At 62.7% G+C, this 16,723-nt stretch carries 15 protein-coding genes; 11 read left to right on the top strand and 4 right to left on the bottom strand.

The genetic code is table 11. The features are described 5' to 3' along the window. Positions 1–63: 63 nt before the first annotated feature. The gene (locus AC1DIJ_RS04230; RefSeq protein ID WP_112386727.1) at positions 64–624 is read left to right on the top strand and encodes a LysE family transporter; all 561 of its coding nucleotides are present in this window, start codon (positions 64–66) and stop codon (positions 622–624) included. Here the strand turns inward: AC1DIJ_RS04230 and AC1DIJ_RS04225 are convergent, their stop codons facing one another. Continuing rightward, positions 625–1,704, bottom strand: a complete 1,080-nt coding sequence (locus AC1DIJ_RS04225) for a LacI family DNA-binding transcriptional regulator (protein ID WP_310290085.1) — start codon at positions 1,702–1,704, stop codon at positions 625–627. 169 nt (positions 1,705–1,873) lie between these two features. On the opposite strand from AC1DIJ_RS04225, the gene AC1DIJ_RS04220 reads away from it, so the two are divergent. The 4 genes from AC1DIJ_RS04220 to AC1DIJ_RS04205 all read left to right on the top strand — a co-directional run bounded on the left by AC1DIJ_RS04220 (position 1,874) and on the right by AC1DIJ_RS04205 (position 6,430). Further along, complete coding sequence (locus tag AC1DIJ_RS04220; protein ID WP_112386726.1) at positions 1,874–2,857, top strand: ABC transporter substrate-binding protein; 984 nt, start codon at positions 1,874–1,876, stop codon at positions 2,855–2,857. A gap of 82 nt (positions 2,858–2,939) precedes the next feature. Beyond that, a complete protein-coding gene (locus tag AC1DIJ_RS04215; RefSeq protein WP_112386757.1) occupies positions 2,940–4,433 on the top strand; it encodes a sugar ABC transporter ATP-binding protein in 1,494 nt (497 codons plus the stop codon). Positions 4,434–4,470: 37 nt separating this feature from the next. Further along, the gene (locus AC1DIJ_RS04210) at positions 4,471–5,436 is read left to right on the top strand and encodes an ABC transporter permease (RefSeq protein ID WP_405049562.1); all 966 of its coding nucleotides are present in this window, start codon (positions 4,471–4,473) and stop codon (positions 5,434–5,436) included. A gap of 10 nt (positions 5,437–5,446) precedes the next feature. Further along, positions 5,447–6,430 carry an ABC transporter permease gene (locus AC1DIJ_RS04205; RefSeq protein WP_112386724.1) on the top strand — a complete coding sequence of 328 codons (984 nt, stop codon included), beginning with the start codon at positions 5,447–5,449 and terminating at the stop codon, positions 6,428–6,430. Here the strand turns inward: AC1DIJ_RS04205 and AC1DIJ_RS04200 are convergent. Then, on the bottom strand, positions 6,427–7,152 hold the full coding sequence (locus AC1DIJ_RS04200; protein WP_112386723.1) for an SDR family oxidoreductase: 726 nt from the start codon (positions 7,150–7,152) through the stop codon (positions 6,427–6,429). The two genes, AC1DIJ_RS04205 and AC1DIJ_RS04200, sit on opposite strands and share 4 nt — an antisense overlap. A 262-nt stretch (positions 7,153–7,414) precedes the next feature. On the opposite strand from AC1DIJ_RS04200, the gene AC1DIJ_RS04195 reads away from it, so the two are divergent. The 6 genes from AC1DIJ_RS04195 (at position 7,415) to AC1DIJ_RS04170 (ending at position 14,716) form a co-directional block, all read left to right on the top strand. After that, positions 7,415–8,473 carry a LacI family DNA-binding transcriptional regulator gene (locus AC1DIJ_RS04195; RefSeq protein WP_112386722.1) on the top strand — a complete coding sequence of 353 codons (1,059 nt, stop codon included), beginning with the start codon at positions 7,415–7,417 and terminating at the stop codon, positions 8,471–8,473. Beyond that, positions 8,470–9,774 (top strand): ABC transporter substrate-binding protein, encoded by a 1,305-nt coding sequence (locus AC1DIJ_RS04190; RefSeq protein WP_112386721.1) that lies wholly within the window; start codon positions 8,470–8,472, stop codon positions 9,772–9,774. Before AC1DIJ_RS04195 ends, AC1DIJ_RS04190 begins: the two co-directional genes overlap by 4 nt. A gap of 93 nt (positions 9,775–9,867) precedes the next feature. Continuing rightward, a complete protein-coding gene (locus tag AC1DIJ_RS04185) occupies positions 9,868–10,713 on the top strand; it encodes a carbohydrate ABC transporter permease (protein WP_112386720.1) in 846 nt (281 codons plus the stop codon). Continuing rightward, a complete protein-coding gene (locus AC1DIJ_RS04180; protein ID WP_112386719.1) occupies positions 10,710–11,543 on the top strand; it encodes a carbohydrate ABC transporter permease in 834 nt (277 codons plus the stop codon). Before AC1DIJ_RS04185 ends, AC1DIJ_RS04180 begins: the two co-directional genes overlap by 4 nt. Positions 11,544–11,556: 13 nt before the next feature. Then, positions 11,557–13,647, top strand: a complete 2,091-nt coding sequence (locus AC1DIJ_RS04175; RefSeq protein ID WP_112386718.1) for an ADP-ribosylglycohydrolase family protein — start codon at positions 11,557–11,559, stop codon at positions 13,645–13,647. A gap of 10 nt (positions 13,648–13,657) precedes the next feature. Further along, positions 13,658–14,716, top strand: a complete 1,059-nt coding sequence (locus tag AC1DIJ_RS04170) for an ABC transporter ATP-binding protein (protein ID WP_112386717.1) — start codon at positions 13,658–13,660, stop codon at positions 14,714–14,716. 27 nt (positions 14,717–14,743) lie between these two features. On the opposite strand, the gene AC1DIJ_RS04165 is transcribed toward AC1DIJ_RS04170, so the two are convergent. Then, positions 14,744–15,562, bottom strand: coding sequence for a phosphate/phosphite/phosphonate ABC transporter substrate-binding protein (locus tag AC1DIJ_RS04165; protein ID WP_112386716.1), 819 nt, complete (start codon positions 15,560–15,562; stop codon positions 14,744–14,746). An 8-nt stretch (positions 15,563–15,570) separates the two neighbouring features. Then, complete coding sequence (gene solA / locus AC1DIJ_RS04160; protein ID WP_112386715.1) at positions 15,571–16,713, bottom strand: N-methyl-L-tryptophan oxidase; 1,143 nt, start codon at positions 16,711–16,713, stop codon at positions 15,571–15,573. Between the last annotated feature and the right edge of the window lie 10 nt (positions 16,714–16,723).

Raw genomic sequence — 16,723 nt, 5'->3', positions numbered from 1 at the left:
ATGGCAACGGGCAGGGACTATCGTTGCCTACTGAAACCGCAGGCTTCAAGGACACACAATCAGATGAACCTGCCGACTTTCTCTCTGGGCATCCTGGCACTGCTCATCCTGCCCGGGCCGACGAACGCCGTCCTTGCCATGATGTCACCAGGCCTGACGGTGAAACGCCTGACGTCCCTGCTGCTCGCTGTTGTCTCCGCCTATCTGCTGGTCATCCTGCCGGTATCCGGCATCGCCGGTCCATTCCTTCACGCGCATCCGGCCATTGCGCAGGCAGTGCGGCTGATATCGGCGGTCTGGGTTCTGTTTCTGGCATTGAAGCTCTGGCGGTCGCAATCTGAAGGGGCGGCAGCGCCGGTCGGCATCCGCGAACTTTTCCTCACCACCCTGCTCAACCCGAAAGCCATCATCATCGGCCTGACCATGGTGCCGGCCGTCGAGGCGCCGCTCCTGCTGACAGTGCTGATCTTCGTGGCATCGGTCACGGTGACGTCGACGCTCTGGATTGTCCTTGGCCGGCTGATCATCGGGCGGGGCACCGCCATGCCTCTGCTGGCGCAGCGCTGCGCCTCTGCCGTGCTGATGTTTTTTTCCGTGACCCTGGTGATCAGCGCCGTCGGCTGATCAGGGTTTGGTCTTTGCGGTCGAGGTTCTGACGACGAGCGGACCATCGACCTTGATGGTCATCGGCCGCAGCGTCTTGCCGTGGATGGCCATATCGATGAGCGTCTCCGCCGCCTTCTGCCCCATCTCGTAGTTCGGCAGGACCAGCGTCGAGAGCGGCGGATGGGTGTAGCGCGCCAGCTCCTGGTCGTCATAGCCCATGACGGAGAGATCTTCGGGAACGCGAAAGCCCTTCTCGGCCGCCGCTTTCATCACGCCGATCGCCATCAGATCGTTGCCGCAAAAGATCGCTGTCGGCGGATTGCTCATCGACAACAGGTCGAGACCAGCCTCATAGCCGCGCAAGGGCAGCCAGTCGCCGTCGCGCACCAGCGTCTCGTCGAAGGCGACATCGACGGTGGCGAGCGCCTGCTTGTAGCCCTTGAGGCGATCGACCGCCGCGTCCATCCAGGGTTCGCCGTTGATGAAGCCGATGCGCCGGTGGCCGAGCGAGGTCAGATGCGCCGTCGCGGCAAAGCCGCCCGCCACTTCGCCGGGCACGATCGCCATATGCTGACGCGGCTCGGCATAGCAGTTCAGCAATACGGTCGGGATGTTCTTCAGCAGTTCCGGCACCTTCACCTTGCGGGTGAAGATCGTCGCATAGATGACGCCGACGATCGTCGGGTCGCGCAGGATCGAGCGCAGCACGGCGTCTTCGAGATCCGGATTGGAACGCGTTGCATGCGCCGAGGTCAGGAAACCCTGCTCGAAAGCAAAATCGCGCACGCCGTCGAGGCTGACAACGGGATGCGGGCTGGTGGAGATTTCGTCGACGACGAAGGCGATCGTGTCTTTCTCGATTCGCGTGTCCGGCTGAGCTTCATGACGAACTCCAGGTAATTTATAACCAATTTTATGAGCAGCCTCCAAAACCTTGGCCTGGGTGTCCGGCGAGATGCGTGATCCCGACATTTCATTGAGCACAAGCGACACGCTGGACTGCGAAACGCCCGCAATACGGGCAACATCGGTCATTGTAGGCCGTCCAGCCTCACCGCGGCGCCCGTTTTCCCCGCCGCGGCCATTCTTTTTCGTCATCACAATATCCTCCCGATGACTTGCTGCAGCACAAACCAAAATTTGTGCAATAGCTCATAAAATGACGCTTGACTGCTAATATTATTAGCTACAAGATTAGCTCATGTGAAGCAGTTATTGCTCACTGCCGGTTGGGAAGATACCGGAAAATTCGGGAGGAGAAACTGAGATGTCCGCATTCTCACGTCGTACATTCATGCTTGCTGCAACCGCACTCGGCGCCGTCGCCGTGGCCGGCACAGTTGCCATGGCAGAAGTGCCTGCGCTGAAGCAGAAGGAAAAGTACAAGGTCGGCTTCGCGCAGACCGAATCAAACAATCCGTGGCGCATCGCCCAGACCGAAAGCATGAAGGCGCAGGCTGAAAAGCTTGGCTACCAGCTGGTCTATACCGATGCCGCCGGCTCGGCCGCCAAGCAGGTTGCCGACGTCAACTCGATGATCGCCCAGGGCGTCGACCTGATCTTCCTCTCGCCGCGCGAAGAAAAGCCGCTGATCCCGGCCGTCAAGGCTGCCGAGAAGGCCGGAATCCCGGTCATCCTGCTCGACCGTAGCGTCGATCCGAAGCTCGCCAAGCCCGGCAAGGACTACCTGACCTTCATCGGCTCCGACTTCATCAAGGAAGGCCAGCGCGTTGCCGAATGGCTGGCGAAGAACGCCAACGGCAAGAAGAAGATCATCGAGCTCGAAGGCACGACCGGCTCCTCGCCTGCCAACGACCGCAAGAAGGGCTTCGACGACGCCATCAAGGCCGCTGGCGGCTTCGAGATCGTCGCATCGCAGTCCGGCGATTTCGCCCGCGACAAGGGCCGCCAGGTTGCCGAAGCGCTGCTTCAGGCGCATCCGGATGCGGATATCGTCTACGCCCACAATGACGAAATGGCGATCGGCGCCATCTCCGCCATCGAAGCCGCCGGCAAGGTGCCGGGCAAGGACATCCTAGTGCTGTCGATCGACGGCGGCAAGGAAGCTGTCGGCCTCGTGGCTGAAGGCAAGATCGGCGCAGTCGTCGAATGCAACCCGCGTTTCGGACCGAAGGCTTTCGAAACGATGGCGCGCTATGCAAAGGGCGAGAAGATCGAGCCTTGGGTCATCAACGACGACAAGTTCTACGATGCATCCAACGCCAAGGCCGAGCTCTCCAGCGCCTACTAAACTCCCAGCGTGACCGCTCCGGCCGGTTCGGCAGACGCCGTTCCGGCCGGCTTTTCCTTTATTGAATACGGAGTCGACCGGCATGCTGCTGTCGATGCAGGGTATCTCCAAATCCTTTGCCGGGATCGCCGCGCTGCGCGCCGCTTCCCTCGATATTGCCGAGGGCGAGATTATGGCGCTTGTCGGCCAGAACGGCGCCGGCAAGTCGACGCTGATCAAGATCCTGACCGGCGCCTATCAGCGCGACGAAGGATCGATCTGTTTCAACGGCGAGGACGTCGCCTTCTCGACGCCGGCAGAAAGCCAGGCCGCCGGGATCGCCACGATCTATCAGGAGATCAACCTGGCGCCGCAGCGCTCCGTCGCCGAGAACATCTATCTGTCGCGGGAACCGAAGAAATTCGGCTTCCTTGACCGCCGCGCCATGCGCGATGGCGCCCGCAAGGTGCTTGCCACCTTCAATCTCGATATCGACGTCGATCTGCCGGTTGCGCGCTTCAGCGCCGCCACCCGCCAGATGGTGTCGATCGCCCGCGCCGTGACCCAGAACGCCCGGCTGCTGATCATGGACGAGCCGACCTCATCGCTGGACGAGCGCGAGGTCGCCGTCCTTTTCGAGACGATCCGCACACTGCAGAAAAGCGGCGTCGCAGTGATCTTCATCGGCCACCGCCTCGACGAGCTCTATGCGATTTGCGACCGCGTCACCATCATGCGTGACGGCCAGACGGTTGCCGTCAGCGCCATGAAGGATATCCCCAAAATGGAGCTGGTGCGCCACATGCTCGGCCGCGAACTGGCGGCTTTCGAAGCGCTCAGCCGCGATGCCGACAATGCGATCGAACGGCCGGTGCGCCTTGAGCTGCAGGGCGCCGGTTCGGGCCTGCGCGTCCGCGACGTCGATCTGCTGATCCGCGAGGGCGAGATTTCCGGACTGGCCGGCCTTCTCGGCTCCGGCCGCACGGAGACCGCCCGCATCATCTTCGGCGTCGACAAGCTGGAGCGCGGCAGCCTGAGCTTCAACGGCACCTCGCGCAGCTATGCCGAACCGGCCGCGGCGATCGCCGATGGCATCGGGCTCGTTTCCGAAGACCGCAAGATCGACGGGATCATTCCGGATATGAGTATCCGCGAGAACATGACGCTGGCGCTGCTGCCAAAACTGAAGAAAGCAGGCATCGTCGACCGCGCCCGCCAGGACGAGATCGTCGCCCGCTTCATCAAATCGCTCGGCGTCAAATGTGCCTCTCCGGACCAGCCGATCAAGGAACTGTCGGGCGGCAACCAGCAGAAGGTGCTGCTGGCCCGCTGGCTCTGCACCGATCCGCGAGTGCTGATCGTCGACGAGCCGACACGCGGCATCGATATCGGCGCCAAGTCCGAGATCCTGCGGCTGCTGCGAAACCTCGCAGATGATGGCCTCAGCGTGCTGATGATCTCGTCGGAACTGGAAGAGCTGCTGGCCGCCGCCGATCGCGTCACCGTGCTCAGCGACGGTATGTCGGTCGCGGTTCTGCCGAGACGTGAACTCTCGGAGCAAAGCCTCCTTGCCGCCATGGCGCATCAGGTGAATTGACATGACGATATCGGATACCGCCATCAAGCCGTCAACCATGTCGAAGGCGTCAGCGCTTCGCATCGCCAGCCGCTACGGCACCTTAGCTGCATTCCTGCTCTTGATCGCCGTCAACATTGCGATCACCCCGAACTTCTTCTCGTGGCAGACGCTGAACGTCAATCTGACCCAGGTCGCCACGATCGTCATCGTCGCAACCGGCATGACGCTGGTGATCGCCACCGGCGGCATCGATCTTTCGGTCGGCTCGCTGATGGCAATATCGGGCGCCATCGCGCCGATGATCTTCCTGGGAACCCTGTTCCCGATCGACAACGTCGCGCTTGCCGTTGGCCTTGCTTTCGTGGTGCCGGTCATCGTCGCCATGCTGTTTGGTTGGTTCAACGGCTTTCTCGTCACGCATTTCTCGATCCAGCCGATCGTCGCCACCCTGGTGCTGTTCATCGCCGGGCGCGGCATCGCGCAGGTGATGACCAATGGCAATCTGCAGGTCTTCAAGAACCCGGCATTCCAATGGATTGCCATGGGCCATTTCGCCGGCATCCCGGCGCAGGTGGCTCTGATGATCGTCATTGCCGCCCTCGCCTATGCGCTGATCCGCTTCACTGTCATCGGCCGCCAGATCATCGCCGTCGGCGGCAACGAAAAGGCGGCGCGGCTGACGGGCATTCCGGTCAAGCGGGTGAAGACGCTGGTTTATGTGATCAGCGGTGCGCTTGCCGGTATCGCGGGGCTGATCGTCGTGGCCAGAAACTCCGCCAGCGACGCCAATCTGGTCGGCATGGGCATGGAGCTTGACGCGATTGCCGCCGTCGCCGTCGGTGGATCGCTGCTGACGGGCGGGCGGGCCAATATCTTCGGCACGCTGCTTGGCGCCTTCGTCATTCAGCTGGTGCGCTACACGCTGCTTGCCAATGGCGTGCCCGATGCCGCCGCGCTGATCGTCAAAGCGGGACTGATCGTCATTGCCGTCTTCATCCAGCAGCGCGCCGACAAGACCTGAGGACACCGAGATGCTTTCCGCCCTCTTCAAACCCTTCGCCCCGAAATCCGCCGGTGACCTTGCCCGCCTCGGCGTACTGATCGCGCTGGCCGCGCTCATTCTCTTCGGCGCCCTGCGCTACGAGAATTTCCTGTCGCCCTTCAATATCCTGAGCTTCCTGCGCTACAATTCGATGTTCGCGCTGATCGCGCTCGGCATGGCCTTCGTGATCATGACCGGCGGCATCGATCTCTCCGTCGGCGGGGTTGCGGCGCTGGCAAGCGTCGTTTCCGCACTCGCCTCGCCCTATGGCTGGGCGGCGGGGCTGGTGGCGGGCGTCGGCGCCGGTCTGCTCGTCGGCATGCTCAACGGCTTCGTCATCTCCAAGATGCGGATTCAGCCGTTCATCGCCACACTGGCCGCTATGCTCGCCGCCTATGGCACCGCCTTGCTGCTAGCTGACAATCAATCGGTCTCCGTCGACTACGACACCGCTTTCGTATCGATCGGCCAGGACGATTTCCTCGGCTTTCCGATCCCAGCCTGGATCGCGCTCGCTGCTTACATCGCCGGATGGATTTTCCTCGAACGCCGCCCCTCCGGCCGCCATATTCTGGCGATCGGCGATGGCGAGCACACGGCCGCGCTGATGGGCCTGAAGGTCAATCGCACGCTGTTTGCGATCTATGCTCTCTCGGGCGCGCTTGCCGGACTTGCAGGCGTGATCCTCGCTGCCCAGTTCGGCGCGGGACAGCCGACCGAAGGCGTCGGCTGGGAGCTTTTCGCCATCGCCTCGGTCGTCGTCGGCGGCACGCTCCTGACCGGCGGATCCGGGTCGGTCGGGGCAACGCTGGCAGGCGCGCTGCTGCTAGGCATGGTCTTCAACGTGTTGAATTTCGAGAACGGTCTCGGCTGGATCTCGCTGTCTGCCTATTGGCAATCGGTGATTCGCGGCGCTTTCCTGCTCGTCGTCGTCATCCTGCAGGCACGGCTGACGGCCAAATCGGCCACCTAGGAAACCGCGAGACCGCCATCGACAGGCAGCGACACACCGTTGACCATCGATGCACCGTCGCTGAGCAGAAACAGGATCGCCTCGGCGACCTCGTCCGGATCGAGGAACCGGCCAAGCGGAATGCGGGCCTTGACCGGATCGGCCTTGGCCGGATCGCTCCAGGCAAGCTCGCCCATCGGCGTCAGCGTCACCGTCGGGTTGACGCTGTTAACCCTGATGCCTGACGGGCCGAGCTCGGCTGCCATCACCCGCGTCATCGCATCGAGCGCTGCCTTCGAGGCGCAATAGGCGGTGTGATTGGCGACACCGCGCCGCGCCGCATCGCTGGAAACGTTGACGATCGCGCCCTTGATGCCGCGGGCCAGCCAATCCCGCACCACGATCTGCGACAGCACCATCGGCGCGACCGTGTTGACGTTCATCACCCGGTTGAATTCCGCGAGATCACTGGTCACGAAGCTCTGCAGCACGGTCGTTCCGGCGCAGTTGACGAGCAGATCGACCGGAAGCGCCAGGCGGACCGCCGCTTCAATCGCACCGATCCCGGCAAGGTCGGCGCAGATCGTCTCGCAGGCGATCTCCGCGGCAAGGCTCGCCAGATCATCGGCACTGCGGCTGAGAGCGACGACCTTTGCCCCGCGCTTTGCCAGCATCACCGCCGTCGCCCGGCCGATGCCCTTGCCAGCTCCCGTCACCAGCACGCGGCGCCCATTCCAATCCATTCTGTCGTCCTCCTGCTCCTTCATTGGGCCGGATCATGAATGGCGAGCGAAGCGAAATCCACATCTATCGTGACGCCCGTGCCGGAAATTCTGCCGGGACCGCGCCCCCTCCAACCCTCTGAAATAGCGCTTGCATCCGCATCCGCTAAAGACGCCGCGATAGGCTAAAGCGGACGGGGGCTCCAGCGAACTTAAATATCGCCATTGACTAATTGATACGTAGCAATAAGTTGTTGCTACGTATCAATTATGGATATCTCAGGTGACGGGACGGCGGATTACGCAGAAGGAGGTGGCCGAAAGAGCGGGCGTTGCGCAAGCCACCGTCTCGCTGATCCTCAATGGTGGCCGTGAGAAGGTTACGCCTGAGACCGCCGAACGCATCGAGGCGGCAATCCTGGAACTCGGCTATCAGCCGAACCGGTTTGCGCAGGCGCTGCGGACCAAGCGGACCTATGTGATCGCCTGCGTGGTTCCGGATCTCGCGAACCCCTTTTATCCCTCGCTCGTCGTTGCCGTGCAGAAGGTCGCGCGCGCCGCCGGCTACGAAGTGGTGACGATCGATACCGAGGGCGAGCTGAACAATGAGCGGCAGGTGATCCTAGCCGCGCAGCAGGGCCGCTTCGACGGCGTGGTCGGCGTATTCTTCAAGACCAGCGCCAGGGATCTCGCGCCGCTCGGCAAGACGGGCGTTCCCGTCGTCCGTATCGAAGTCTCCAGGAAGGTCGGCGGCCCGCTGCCGATCGACAACCTGTTCATCGACAACGTCGCCGCCGCCCGGACGCTGACCAAGCACCTTCTGAACCTCGGCCACCGGTCGATCGCCATGATCGCAGCGCCCGGCGGTCCGCAGCAGGTCCGCCTGCAGGGCTATCTCGAGGCGATGGCGACCATGGGTGCCGCGCCGATCGTGCTGGAAGCCGCGCATTTCACGCTGGAGGGCGGGCGCGAGATCGCCGACCGCCTGCTGGAAAGCGGCCGTCCGGTCAGCGCCATCATCGCGGCCAACGACCTGATGGCGATCGGCACCATGCAGAGCCTCGCCGCCCACGGCCTGTCCGTTCCCGGCGACGTTTCGGTTGCCGGTTTCGACGACATTCTGGCGGCAGCGCTGGTGACACCGGCACTGACGACAGTCGCACAGTTTCAGGATCGGATCGGCGCCCGCGCCGCCGAGAAACTGATCGAACGGCTGGCAGACGGGGCCTCCGAACCCGGCCAGGCAGAAGAAATGCCATACGAACTCATCATCCGCGCCTCGGTTGCCCCCTTCAAGGGACAGCCGGAGCACATGCATCAAACCAGGGAGGAAACATTATGACCAGGCTGAAGCTTTTCGCCGCCACCGCATTGATTGCCAGCACGTCGCATATCGCCATCGCGCAGGAGAAGGTCTCTTGGTGGTACGAACAGGCGACCCCGGACCAACAGAAGCTGATCCAGAAAGATATCGTCGAGCCCTTCGCCAAGGCCAATCCCGATTACAGCCTTGTCATCGACTATCGCGGCAACGAACTCGACAAGCAGCTGCGCGTTGCCATGCTCTCCGGCAACGGTCCTGATGTCGTCTATACGGCAGGCCCGAGCTATGTCGCGCCGATGGCCCAGTCCGGCCAGCTGATGCCGCTGGATGACTATGCCGCCAAGTACAAGTGGCAGGACCGTATCCTGCCGGTCTTCCTGAAGATGGGCGAGTATAACGGCAAGATCTACGCCCTGCCAAAGACCTACGAAACGGTCGGCCTGTTCTACAACAAGACGCTGTTTGCCCAGAAGAACTGGCAGGCACCGAAGACGCTGGACGAACTCGAGACCGTCGCCGACGCCATGCTGAAGGACGGCATCACTCCGTTTGCGGCAGGCAATGCCGATTGGCGCGGCGCAAACGAGTGGTTCGTGACACTGGCGCTCAACTCGGTTGCCGGCCCCGAAAACCTGAACAAGGCGCTGCGCGGCGAAATGCCCTGGACCGCCGAGCCCTTCGTCAAATCGATCGACCGGCTGAATTCCTGGTGGCAGAAGGGTTATTTCGGCAAGAATTACTTCTCGGTGACGAGCAGCGAACAGGCAGCAGACGCCATGGCATCCGGCAAGGCCGGGATGATGCCGACCGGCACCTGGCAGTTCCAGAATGTCGATACCTACGGCAAGAAGGCAGGCAGCGAGGCGGGCTTCGTCGGCTTCCCGAGTGCTTCGGGCGACCCGGTCTTCCCGCTCGGCATCGGCTCCACCTTCTCGATCGCCACCAAGGCCAAGAACCCGGATGGCGCGGCAGCGGCGATCAACTATGTCTTCTCGCCTGAAGTCTACGAGACGATGAATTCGGCCTGGCAGGGCGAATGGAACATTCCACTGAAGGATATCTCCAACGTCAAGATGGCGAGCGAAGTGACGCCGCTCTTTACCGAGACGATGAAGAACCTCTCCTCATCGGTAAACGACGGCAAATACGGCTACACGACCTGGACCTTCCTGCCGCCGGCGACAGACAGCTATGTCATCAACGGCATCGAGGAAGTCTGGCTGAAGAAGACAACGACCGCCGACTTCCTCGCCAAGATGGACGCTTCCTTCCAGAAGGAAATGAAGGCCGGAAAGGCGCCTGCGGTCCCGGCCCGCTGATCAAAATGGCCGTGAGGGCGCAGCTTCGGCGCCCTCACCTTCGCCTGCGCCGCGTCGGCGCGGGAGTGGCCTGTTTGCCTTGAAAGGTCTGCAATGCACCGACTTTACGTCCTGCCGACATTGATCATCAATGTCGTCATCATCGCCATACCGGCGCTGCTCACGGTGGCTCTCGCCTTCTTCGAATGGGACGGCATCAGCACGCCCGTGTTCGTCGGCCTCGACAATTTCCAGGCCCTTTGGGACGACAGCGTGTTCTGGACGGCGTTGACCAACAACATCATCTGGACGCTTATCTTCCTGACGGTACCGATCGCCATGGGCCTGCTGGCAGCCACCATGATGCTGGTCGTGCGCCGCGGCTCGAACTTCTTCCAGGTCGTCTATTTCCTGCCTGTTATCATCGCCACGGCGATCACCGGCCGTGTCTGGCAGGGCATGATCTATTCGCCGGTCACCGGCATCACCGGCCTTCTGCAGCGCATGGGTCTCGATATCGCCAATCCTCTGACCGAGACGTCGAGCGCGCTCTATGGTATCGCGGTCGTCGACCTCTGGCATTGGTGGGGCTTCCTCTGCGTCATCTTCTTCGCGGCCCTGCGTCAGGTGCCGAACGAACAGATCGAAGCGTCGCGCATCGAGGGTGCAACCTTCTTCCAGACCATCCGCTATGTCCTCCTGCCAGGCATCATGCCGACCATCACGCTGATGATGATCATGACCGTCATCTGGTCGTTCCTGGTCTTCGACTTCGTCTACATCCTGACCCAGGGCGGCCCGGCCTATTCCTCCGAAGTGCTATCGACCTTCGCCTATCGCTCGGCCTTCTACGACCTTGCTGTCGGCAAGGCGGCAGCGATCTCGGTGGTGATCAGCCTCTTCGGCCTGGCCGCAACCGTCTTCTACATCCGCGCCCAAGCGACGGAGTTCGAACAATGAACATCACCGAAAGCCGCCTCACCTTCGCGATCGTCTACATCACCCTGTCGGTGCTGCTGATCGTCACCCTGTTTCCCATCGCGCTGACCGTGCTCAACGCATTGAAGCCATCGGCAGAGATCGTCCAGAATCCGCTGGCGCTCCCCTCCGTCATCCGCTGGGACAATTTCACCCGCGCCTGGACGGACGCGAATTTCGGCCAGACGCTGCTGAACTCCGCCGTGCTGACGGGCCTGACGATCATCCTCGTCTGCTCGACCGGATCGCTGACCGCCTATGTTCTGGCCCGCCAGAAGATCAAGCGCTGGAAAATCCTGACCTTCTATCTCTTGGCCAGCACCACCGCGCCGATCCAGCTCTTCCTCTTCCCGCTCTATTTCGGCTTTGCCCGCTTCGGGCTGATCAACAACCCTGTCGCCGTCGCCTTCATCTATACGGCGGTCTATTCGCCCTTCGCGATCATGCTGCTGCGGACTTACTTCCTTGCGGTTCCCAAGGAGCTGGAGGAAGCAGCGCTGATCGACGGGGCGACGCATTGGCAGGTGTTCCGCCGCGTCTTCCTGCCGATCGTCTCGCCCGGGATCCTGACGGTGGCGCTGATCATCGGCCTCTATTCCTGGAACGAGTTCCTGATCGCCACGACGTTCCTGCAGGGCCAGGACAGGCTGACGGCCGTCGTCTCGTTCTTCCTGCTTTCCGGCCAATACTCGTCCGACTGGGGTGAGATCATGGCCGCCGCCCTCATCATCATTCTTCCCATCGTAATCCTCTTCGTCCTGCTGCAGCGCCACTTCATCGAAGGAATGGCCGGCGGTTCGGTGAAGGGCTGATCAAGGAGTTCGCATGTCCATTCCCGCAGACTACAACAACCGCGTCTATGCAGGCGTTCTCGGCAAGCTGATCGGCGTCTATCTCGGCCGCCCGTTCGAGAACTGGCGCTACAAGGACATTCTCGAAAAGCTCGGCCCGATCACCTATTACGTCCATGACCGCCTCGGCGATCCGCTGATCGTCACCGATGACGACGTGGCCGGGACCTTCACCTTCCCGCGAGCGCTTGACGACTACGGCATCTCGCCGGATCTGTCGGCCGAAGACATCGGCAAGGCCTGGCTGAACTACATCATCGAGGAACGTTCGATCCTCTGGTGGGGTGGTGCCGGCAATTCGACGGAACACACCGCCTGGCTCAACCTACAGCGCGGCATTCCGGCGCCGGCCTCCGGTTCGATCGCCGTCAACGGCGCCACCGTTGCCGAGCAGATCGGCGCGCAGATTTTCATCGACGGCTGGGCGCTGGTCTCCCCCGGCAACCCGGCGCAGGCCGCCAAGCTGGCACGCGCCGCAGGCTCCGTCAGTCACGACGGAGAAGCGGTGAATGCCGCCGTCCTCTGGGCTGCGATGGAGGCGGAGGCCTTCGTCAGCAAGGATGTGAACCATCTGCTCGATACCGGCCTTGCGCATATCCCGAAGGACAGCCTGATCGCCAGGCTGATCGCCGATATCCGCGGCTGGACATCGGGCAACGAGGATTGGGAAGCGACGCGTCAGAAGATCGAGGACAATTACGGTTACGACAAATATCCGGGCAATTGCCATGTCGTGCCCAACCACGCGCTGATGATCATGGCGCTGTTGCATGCGCCGCACGACTTCCAGCGCGGCCAGATGATCGTCAACACCTCCGGTTGGGATACCGATTGCAACGCCGGCAACCTCGGCTGCCTGCACGGCATCATGCTCGGCCTCGACGGTCTCGATGCCGGTCCCGACTGGCGCGGCCCGGTCGCCGACCGTCTCTACATGTCGACCGCCGATGGCGGCCGCTCGATTGCCGACGCCGCCGACGTCTCGTTGTGGCTGGCCAATCTCGGTCGCAAGCTTGCCGGACAGACAGCCGAACCGGCGCCGAAGAATGGCGCGAAATTCCACTTCTCGCTGCCGGGCTCGGTCCAGGGCTTCCGTCCGCAGGCGGGCCAGACCGCTCTTGACGGGCTGAAGGTGACAGGAACCGGATCGGCGCTGGCGATCGATTACCAGGCGCTTGCCCAAGGTCGTGAGGCTGCGGCCACCACGCCGGTCTTCACGCCGCTCGAAGTCACCAAGATGCGCACCTACGATCTGGTCGCCAGCCCGCGCATCCATGCCGGACAGACGCTGCGCGCAACCATCCGCGCCGAAGCGGCAAACAGCGGCTCCGTCGAGGCGAAGCTCCGCATCCGCCACTATGATGGCAGCGATGCCCTCGTCGATATCGACATGCCCTCCGGCAAGCTTCTCAACCCCGGCAATTCGGCAGCGCTCGAATGGACCGTCCCCGCAACCGGCCACCAGCCGATCGCCGAAATCGGCCTGGTGTTGACGGCACCGCAGGGACGAGCAAACGGGCGGGTCCTGGTCGATGCGCTCACCTGGGATGGTTGCCCTGATGTGACCTTCAAGCGTCCGGAAGGCGCCAGCGACTTCTGGCGCCGCGCCTGGGTCAGCAATGTGCATTTCTTCTCGAAGAACTTCCCGCAGGACTTCCGCATCAGCCAGAACCGCGGTGAAGGATTGATCCTGCAGGGCACGCGCGACTGGACCGATTATGCTATCGAGGCCGACCTGATGCTGCATCTCGGCGATCACGGCGGCCTGGCGATCCGCGCCGAGGGACAGCGCCGCTACTATGCGGCTCTGGTTACCCGCGACGGCAAGCTGCAGATCGTCTGCCGCAAGGATGAGAAGCAGACGGTGCTCGCCTCGACCGCACTCCAGGTCGAATTCGAGACGCGCTTTACGATGAAGCTCTCGGCCAGGGGCGACAAGCTTTCCGCTACGGTCGGCGGCACCACGGTCGAAGCCAATGACCAGACCTTTGCCGGCGGATCGGCCGGACTGATCATTCACGAGGGAGCCCTCTCGGCCACCCGCATCCACATCGGCGCGGCGTAAGGAGATCCCCATGGCAAGTGTCACGATCGACAAGGTCGTCAAGCGCTACGGCAGCGCCGAGGTCATTCACGGGATCGATGCGGCGATCGGTGACGGCGAATTCGTCGTCCTGGTCGGCCCGTCGGGTTGCGGCAAGTCCACGCTGCTGCGGATGATCGCCGGTCTTGAGGACATTTCGGGCGGAACGATCTCGATCGGCGGCAAGGTGGTCAACACCCTACCCCCGAAGAGCCGCGACATCTCGATGGTGTTCCAGAACTATGCGCTCTACCCGCATATGACCGTCGAGGAAAACATGGCCTTCTCGCTGACGCTGGCGGGCGCCGGCAAGGCTGAGAAGGAAAAGAAGGTCCGCGAAGCGGCCGAGATTCTCGGCCTGGAAAGCCTGCTGCAGCGCAAGCCGAAGGCACTGTCCGGCGGCCAGCGCCAGCGCGTCGCGATGGGCCGTTCCATCGTCCGCAATCCGCAGGTCTTCCTCTTCGACGAACCGCTGTCGAACCTCGACGCCAAGCTGCGCGTGCAGATGCGCGGCGAAATCAAGAGCCTGCACCGCCGCCTCGGCACCACCATGGTCTACGTCACCCACGACCAGGTGGAGGCAATGACCATGGCCGACCGGATCGTCGTCATGCAGGCGGGCCGCATCGAGCAGATCGGCACGCCACTGGAACTCTACGACCGCCCGGCCAATGCCTTCGTCGCCCAGTTCATCGGCTCGCCGGCGATGAACCTGTTCCCGGCAACCGTCACCGGCGGCAAACTGATCCTGCAGAATGGCCAACCGTCGGGACTTGCAGCGCCATCAGCTGTTCAGGAAGGCCAGAAGCTGCTGATCGGCAAGCGGCCGGAAGAAATCGGCCTTGGGGCAGAAGGCGACCTGCACGCAACCGTCGAGAATATCGAGCCGACCGGCTCCGAAGCCTTCATCGAGCTCAAGCTCGGCGATCAACTCGTCTCGGTGGTGCTTCGCGAACGGCCATGGTTCGATGTCGGCAGCAAACAGACACTGACCCTCACCAAAGGCGCCGTTCACATCTTCGACGCGGCGTCGGGCAACAGGATCGGCTGAGGAAGCGCGCCGCCGGGAAGGCGGCGCTCATTTCAGCCTGTCGAAATCGCGGTAGCCGAATTCCTCGGCCTGCTTGGCAAGCGTCAGCAGCACTTCGTAACGGGCGTCCGGCAGGATGTCGAAATCGACCAGCCCCATCGTATCGCGCGCCACCGCAAGAAATGGCGCGCGGATCGAGGCCATGAGCGCTTCACGAAGCAGCTCAACCTGTTCGTCGGTTGCACCGCCAGACGTGATGAAGGGCAACCCGGGACTGGCAGGCGTGAGCGCAAGCTGCCGGATTTCAGTCACGCGCTCACGGTCGAAGCGTTGGATATTTGCAAGTGTAACGCAATCGATGGCCGCACAATCGGCGCGGCCCTGGGCAACCGCATCGATGCTGGCGCCATGGCTTCCCGTCTCGATAAAGGCAGCAAAGAAGCGCCCCTCCCGGGCAAGAGGAGTAACGGCGGCGCGCAGGAGATTGGCGCCGGAATTGCTGGTCGGGCTATTGATCGCCGCGACTGCGCCACGCAGATCTTCGATCGCAGCAAAAACCGAGTCGCGTCTGACGACGATGACGCTGCGCATCAGCGGCCCGTCGCAGCCCGGATGGCTGTAGACTGGCGTTGCGACGAGGCGGACCCTGCCCCGTAGCTGTGTCACATAGGGATAGCCGCAGGTCTGCGAGAGCAGGAGGTCGGGACGAAGCCAGGCTTCGTCATAGGCCAGATCGGTATCCAGACGATCCGGCAATCCTGAGACACCCGGGCGCGCGAGATATGCGCGCAGGAACTCCCAGAGTTCAGCGGTCGCCGCGGCAAGCGGCGGCGGGGTAACATACATTGCCAGGCAGACAAGATGCATCTTGTGCCTCAGCCGTTCGGGAAGTGCCGCGCAAACGAGAACAGGCCGTGCGGCAGCGCGCTGCCGCCCTCCAGCGCGAGATCCGCCAGAAGTTCGCCGATGACGCTGGTGAATTTGAAGCCGTGGCCGGAGCAGGCGGAGGAGACGACGACATCAGGCGCACCCGGCACATGATCGATCAGGAAGTCCTCGCTCGGCAGCATCGTGTAGCGGCAGGTCGTCGCCCGCACCCGCATCGAAGCCGCATGCGGCAGACGCTTGAGGACGAAGCTGTCAAGAAGCGCGGTATCGGCCTCGTTGACGGGCGGATTGGGAGCACGCGGATCGATCGGCTCGCGGAAATGCGCGTGACGGCCGACCTTGACGCCGTCGATGCCGATATTCGGAAAACCGAAATAGGATCCGCCCTCGCCGTCATCCCGCAGGAAGCAGGGCATGCGCTGCGGCTCGGCAACGAAGCCATCGGATGGCTGATACCAGGCCACCACCTGGCGGATCGGCACGGCACGCGACCGCAGTTGCGGCACGAGCTCGGCGATCCAGGCGCCGGTCGCAACGATGACCTTGCGTGCGCGGTAGGTCGCGGTGCCCGAGACGATCGTCACGCCATTGCCGCTCTGGTCGATCGAAAGCACCGGTTCGCCGAAATGCAGCGCAGCACCGTGTTCGGCGGCCAGCTTCAGGTAGCCCATGATCGCGGCTTCAGGCTTGACATAACCGCCCTGCGGATCGAGCAGCCCGATCTCGCCGTCATCGAGGGCAAAGGCCGGAAACCGCCGCGCCATCTCCTGCTTGTCGAGGATCTGATGCGCCAGGCCATGCATCTCACAGGATGCCTTCGTTCCGCTGACGATCTTGCTGTCCGGTGCGCCGATCTGCAGCACGCCTGTGACGGTCAGGATATCGGTTCGCAGCTGTGCTTCCAGCGCCCGCCAGTTTTCATAGGCACGCTGCAGCAGCGGCACATAGGACGGGTCTTCGAAATAGCCGAGCCGGATGAGACGGCTGTCACCATGCGACGAGCTGAGCGCATGGGCCGGGAAATAGGCTTCGAGCCCGATGACTTTGGCACCGCGCGATGCCGCGAAGGCGGCGGCCGAACTCCCCATGGCACCAAGACCGATGACGGCGACATCGAATTCTGCAGACATGTCCATTCTC

It is taken from the genome of Rhizobium sp. 10N427, from assembly GCF_056394605.1.
This window is presented reverse-complemented; position numbering and strand designations above follow the sequence as displayed.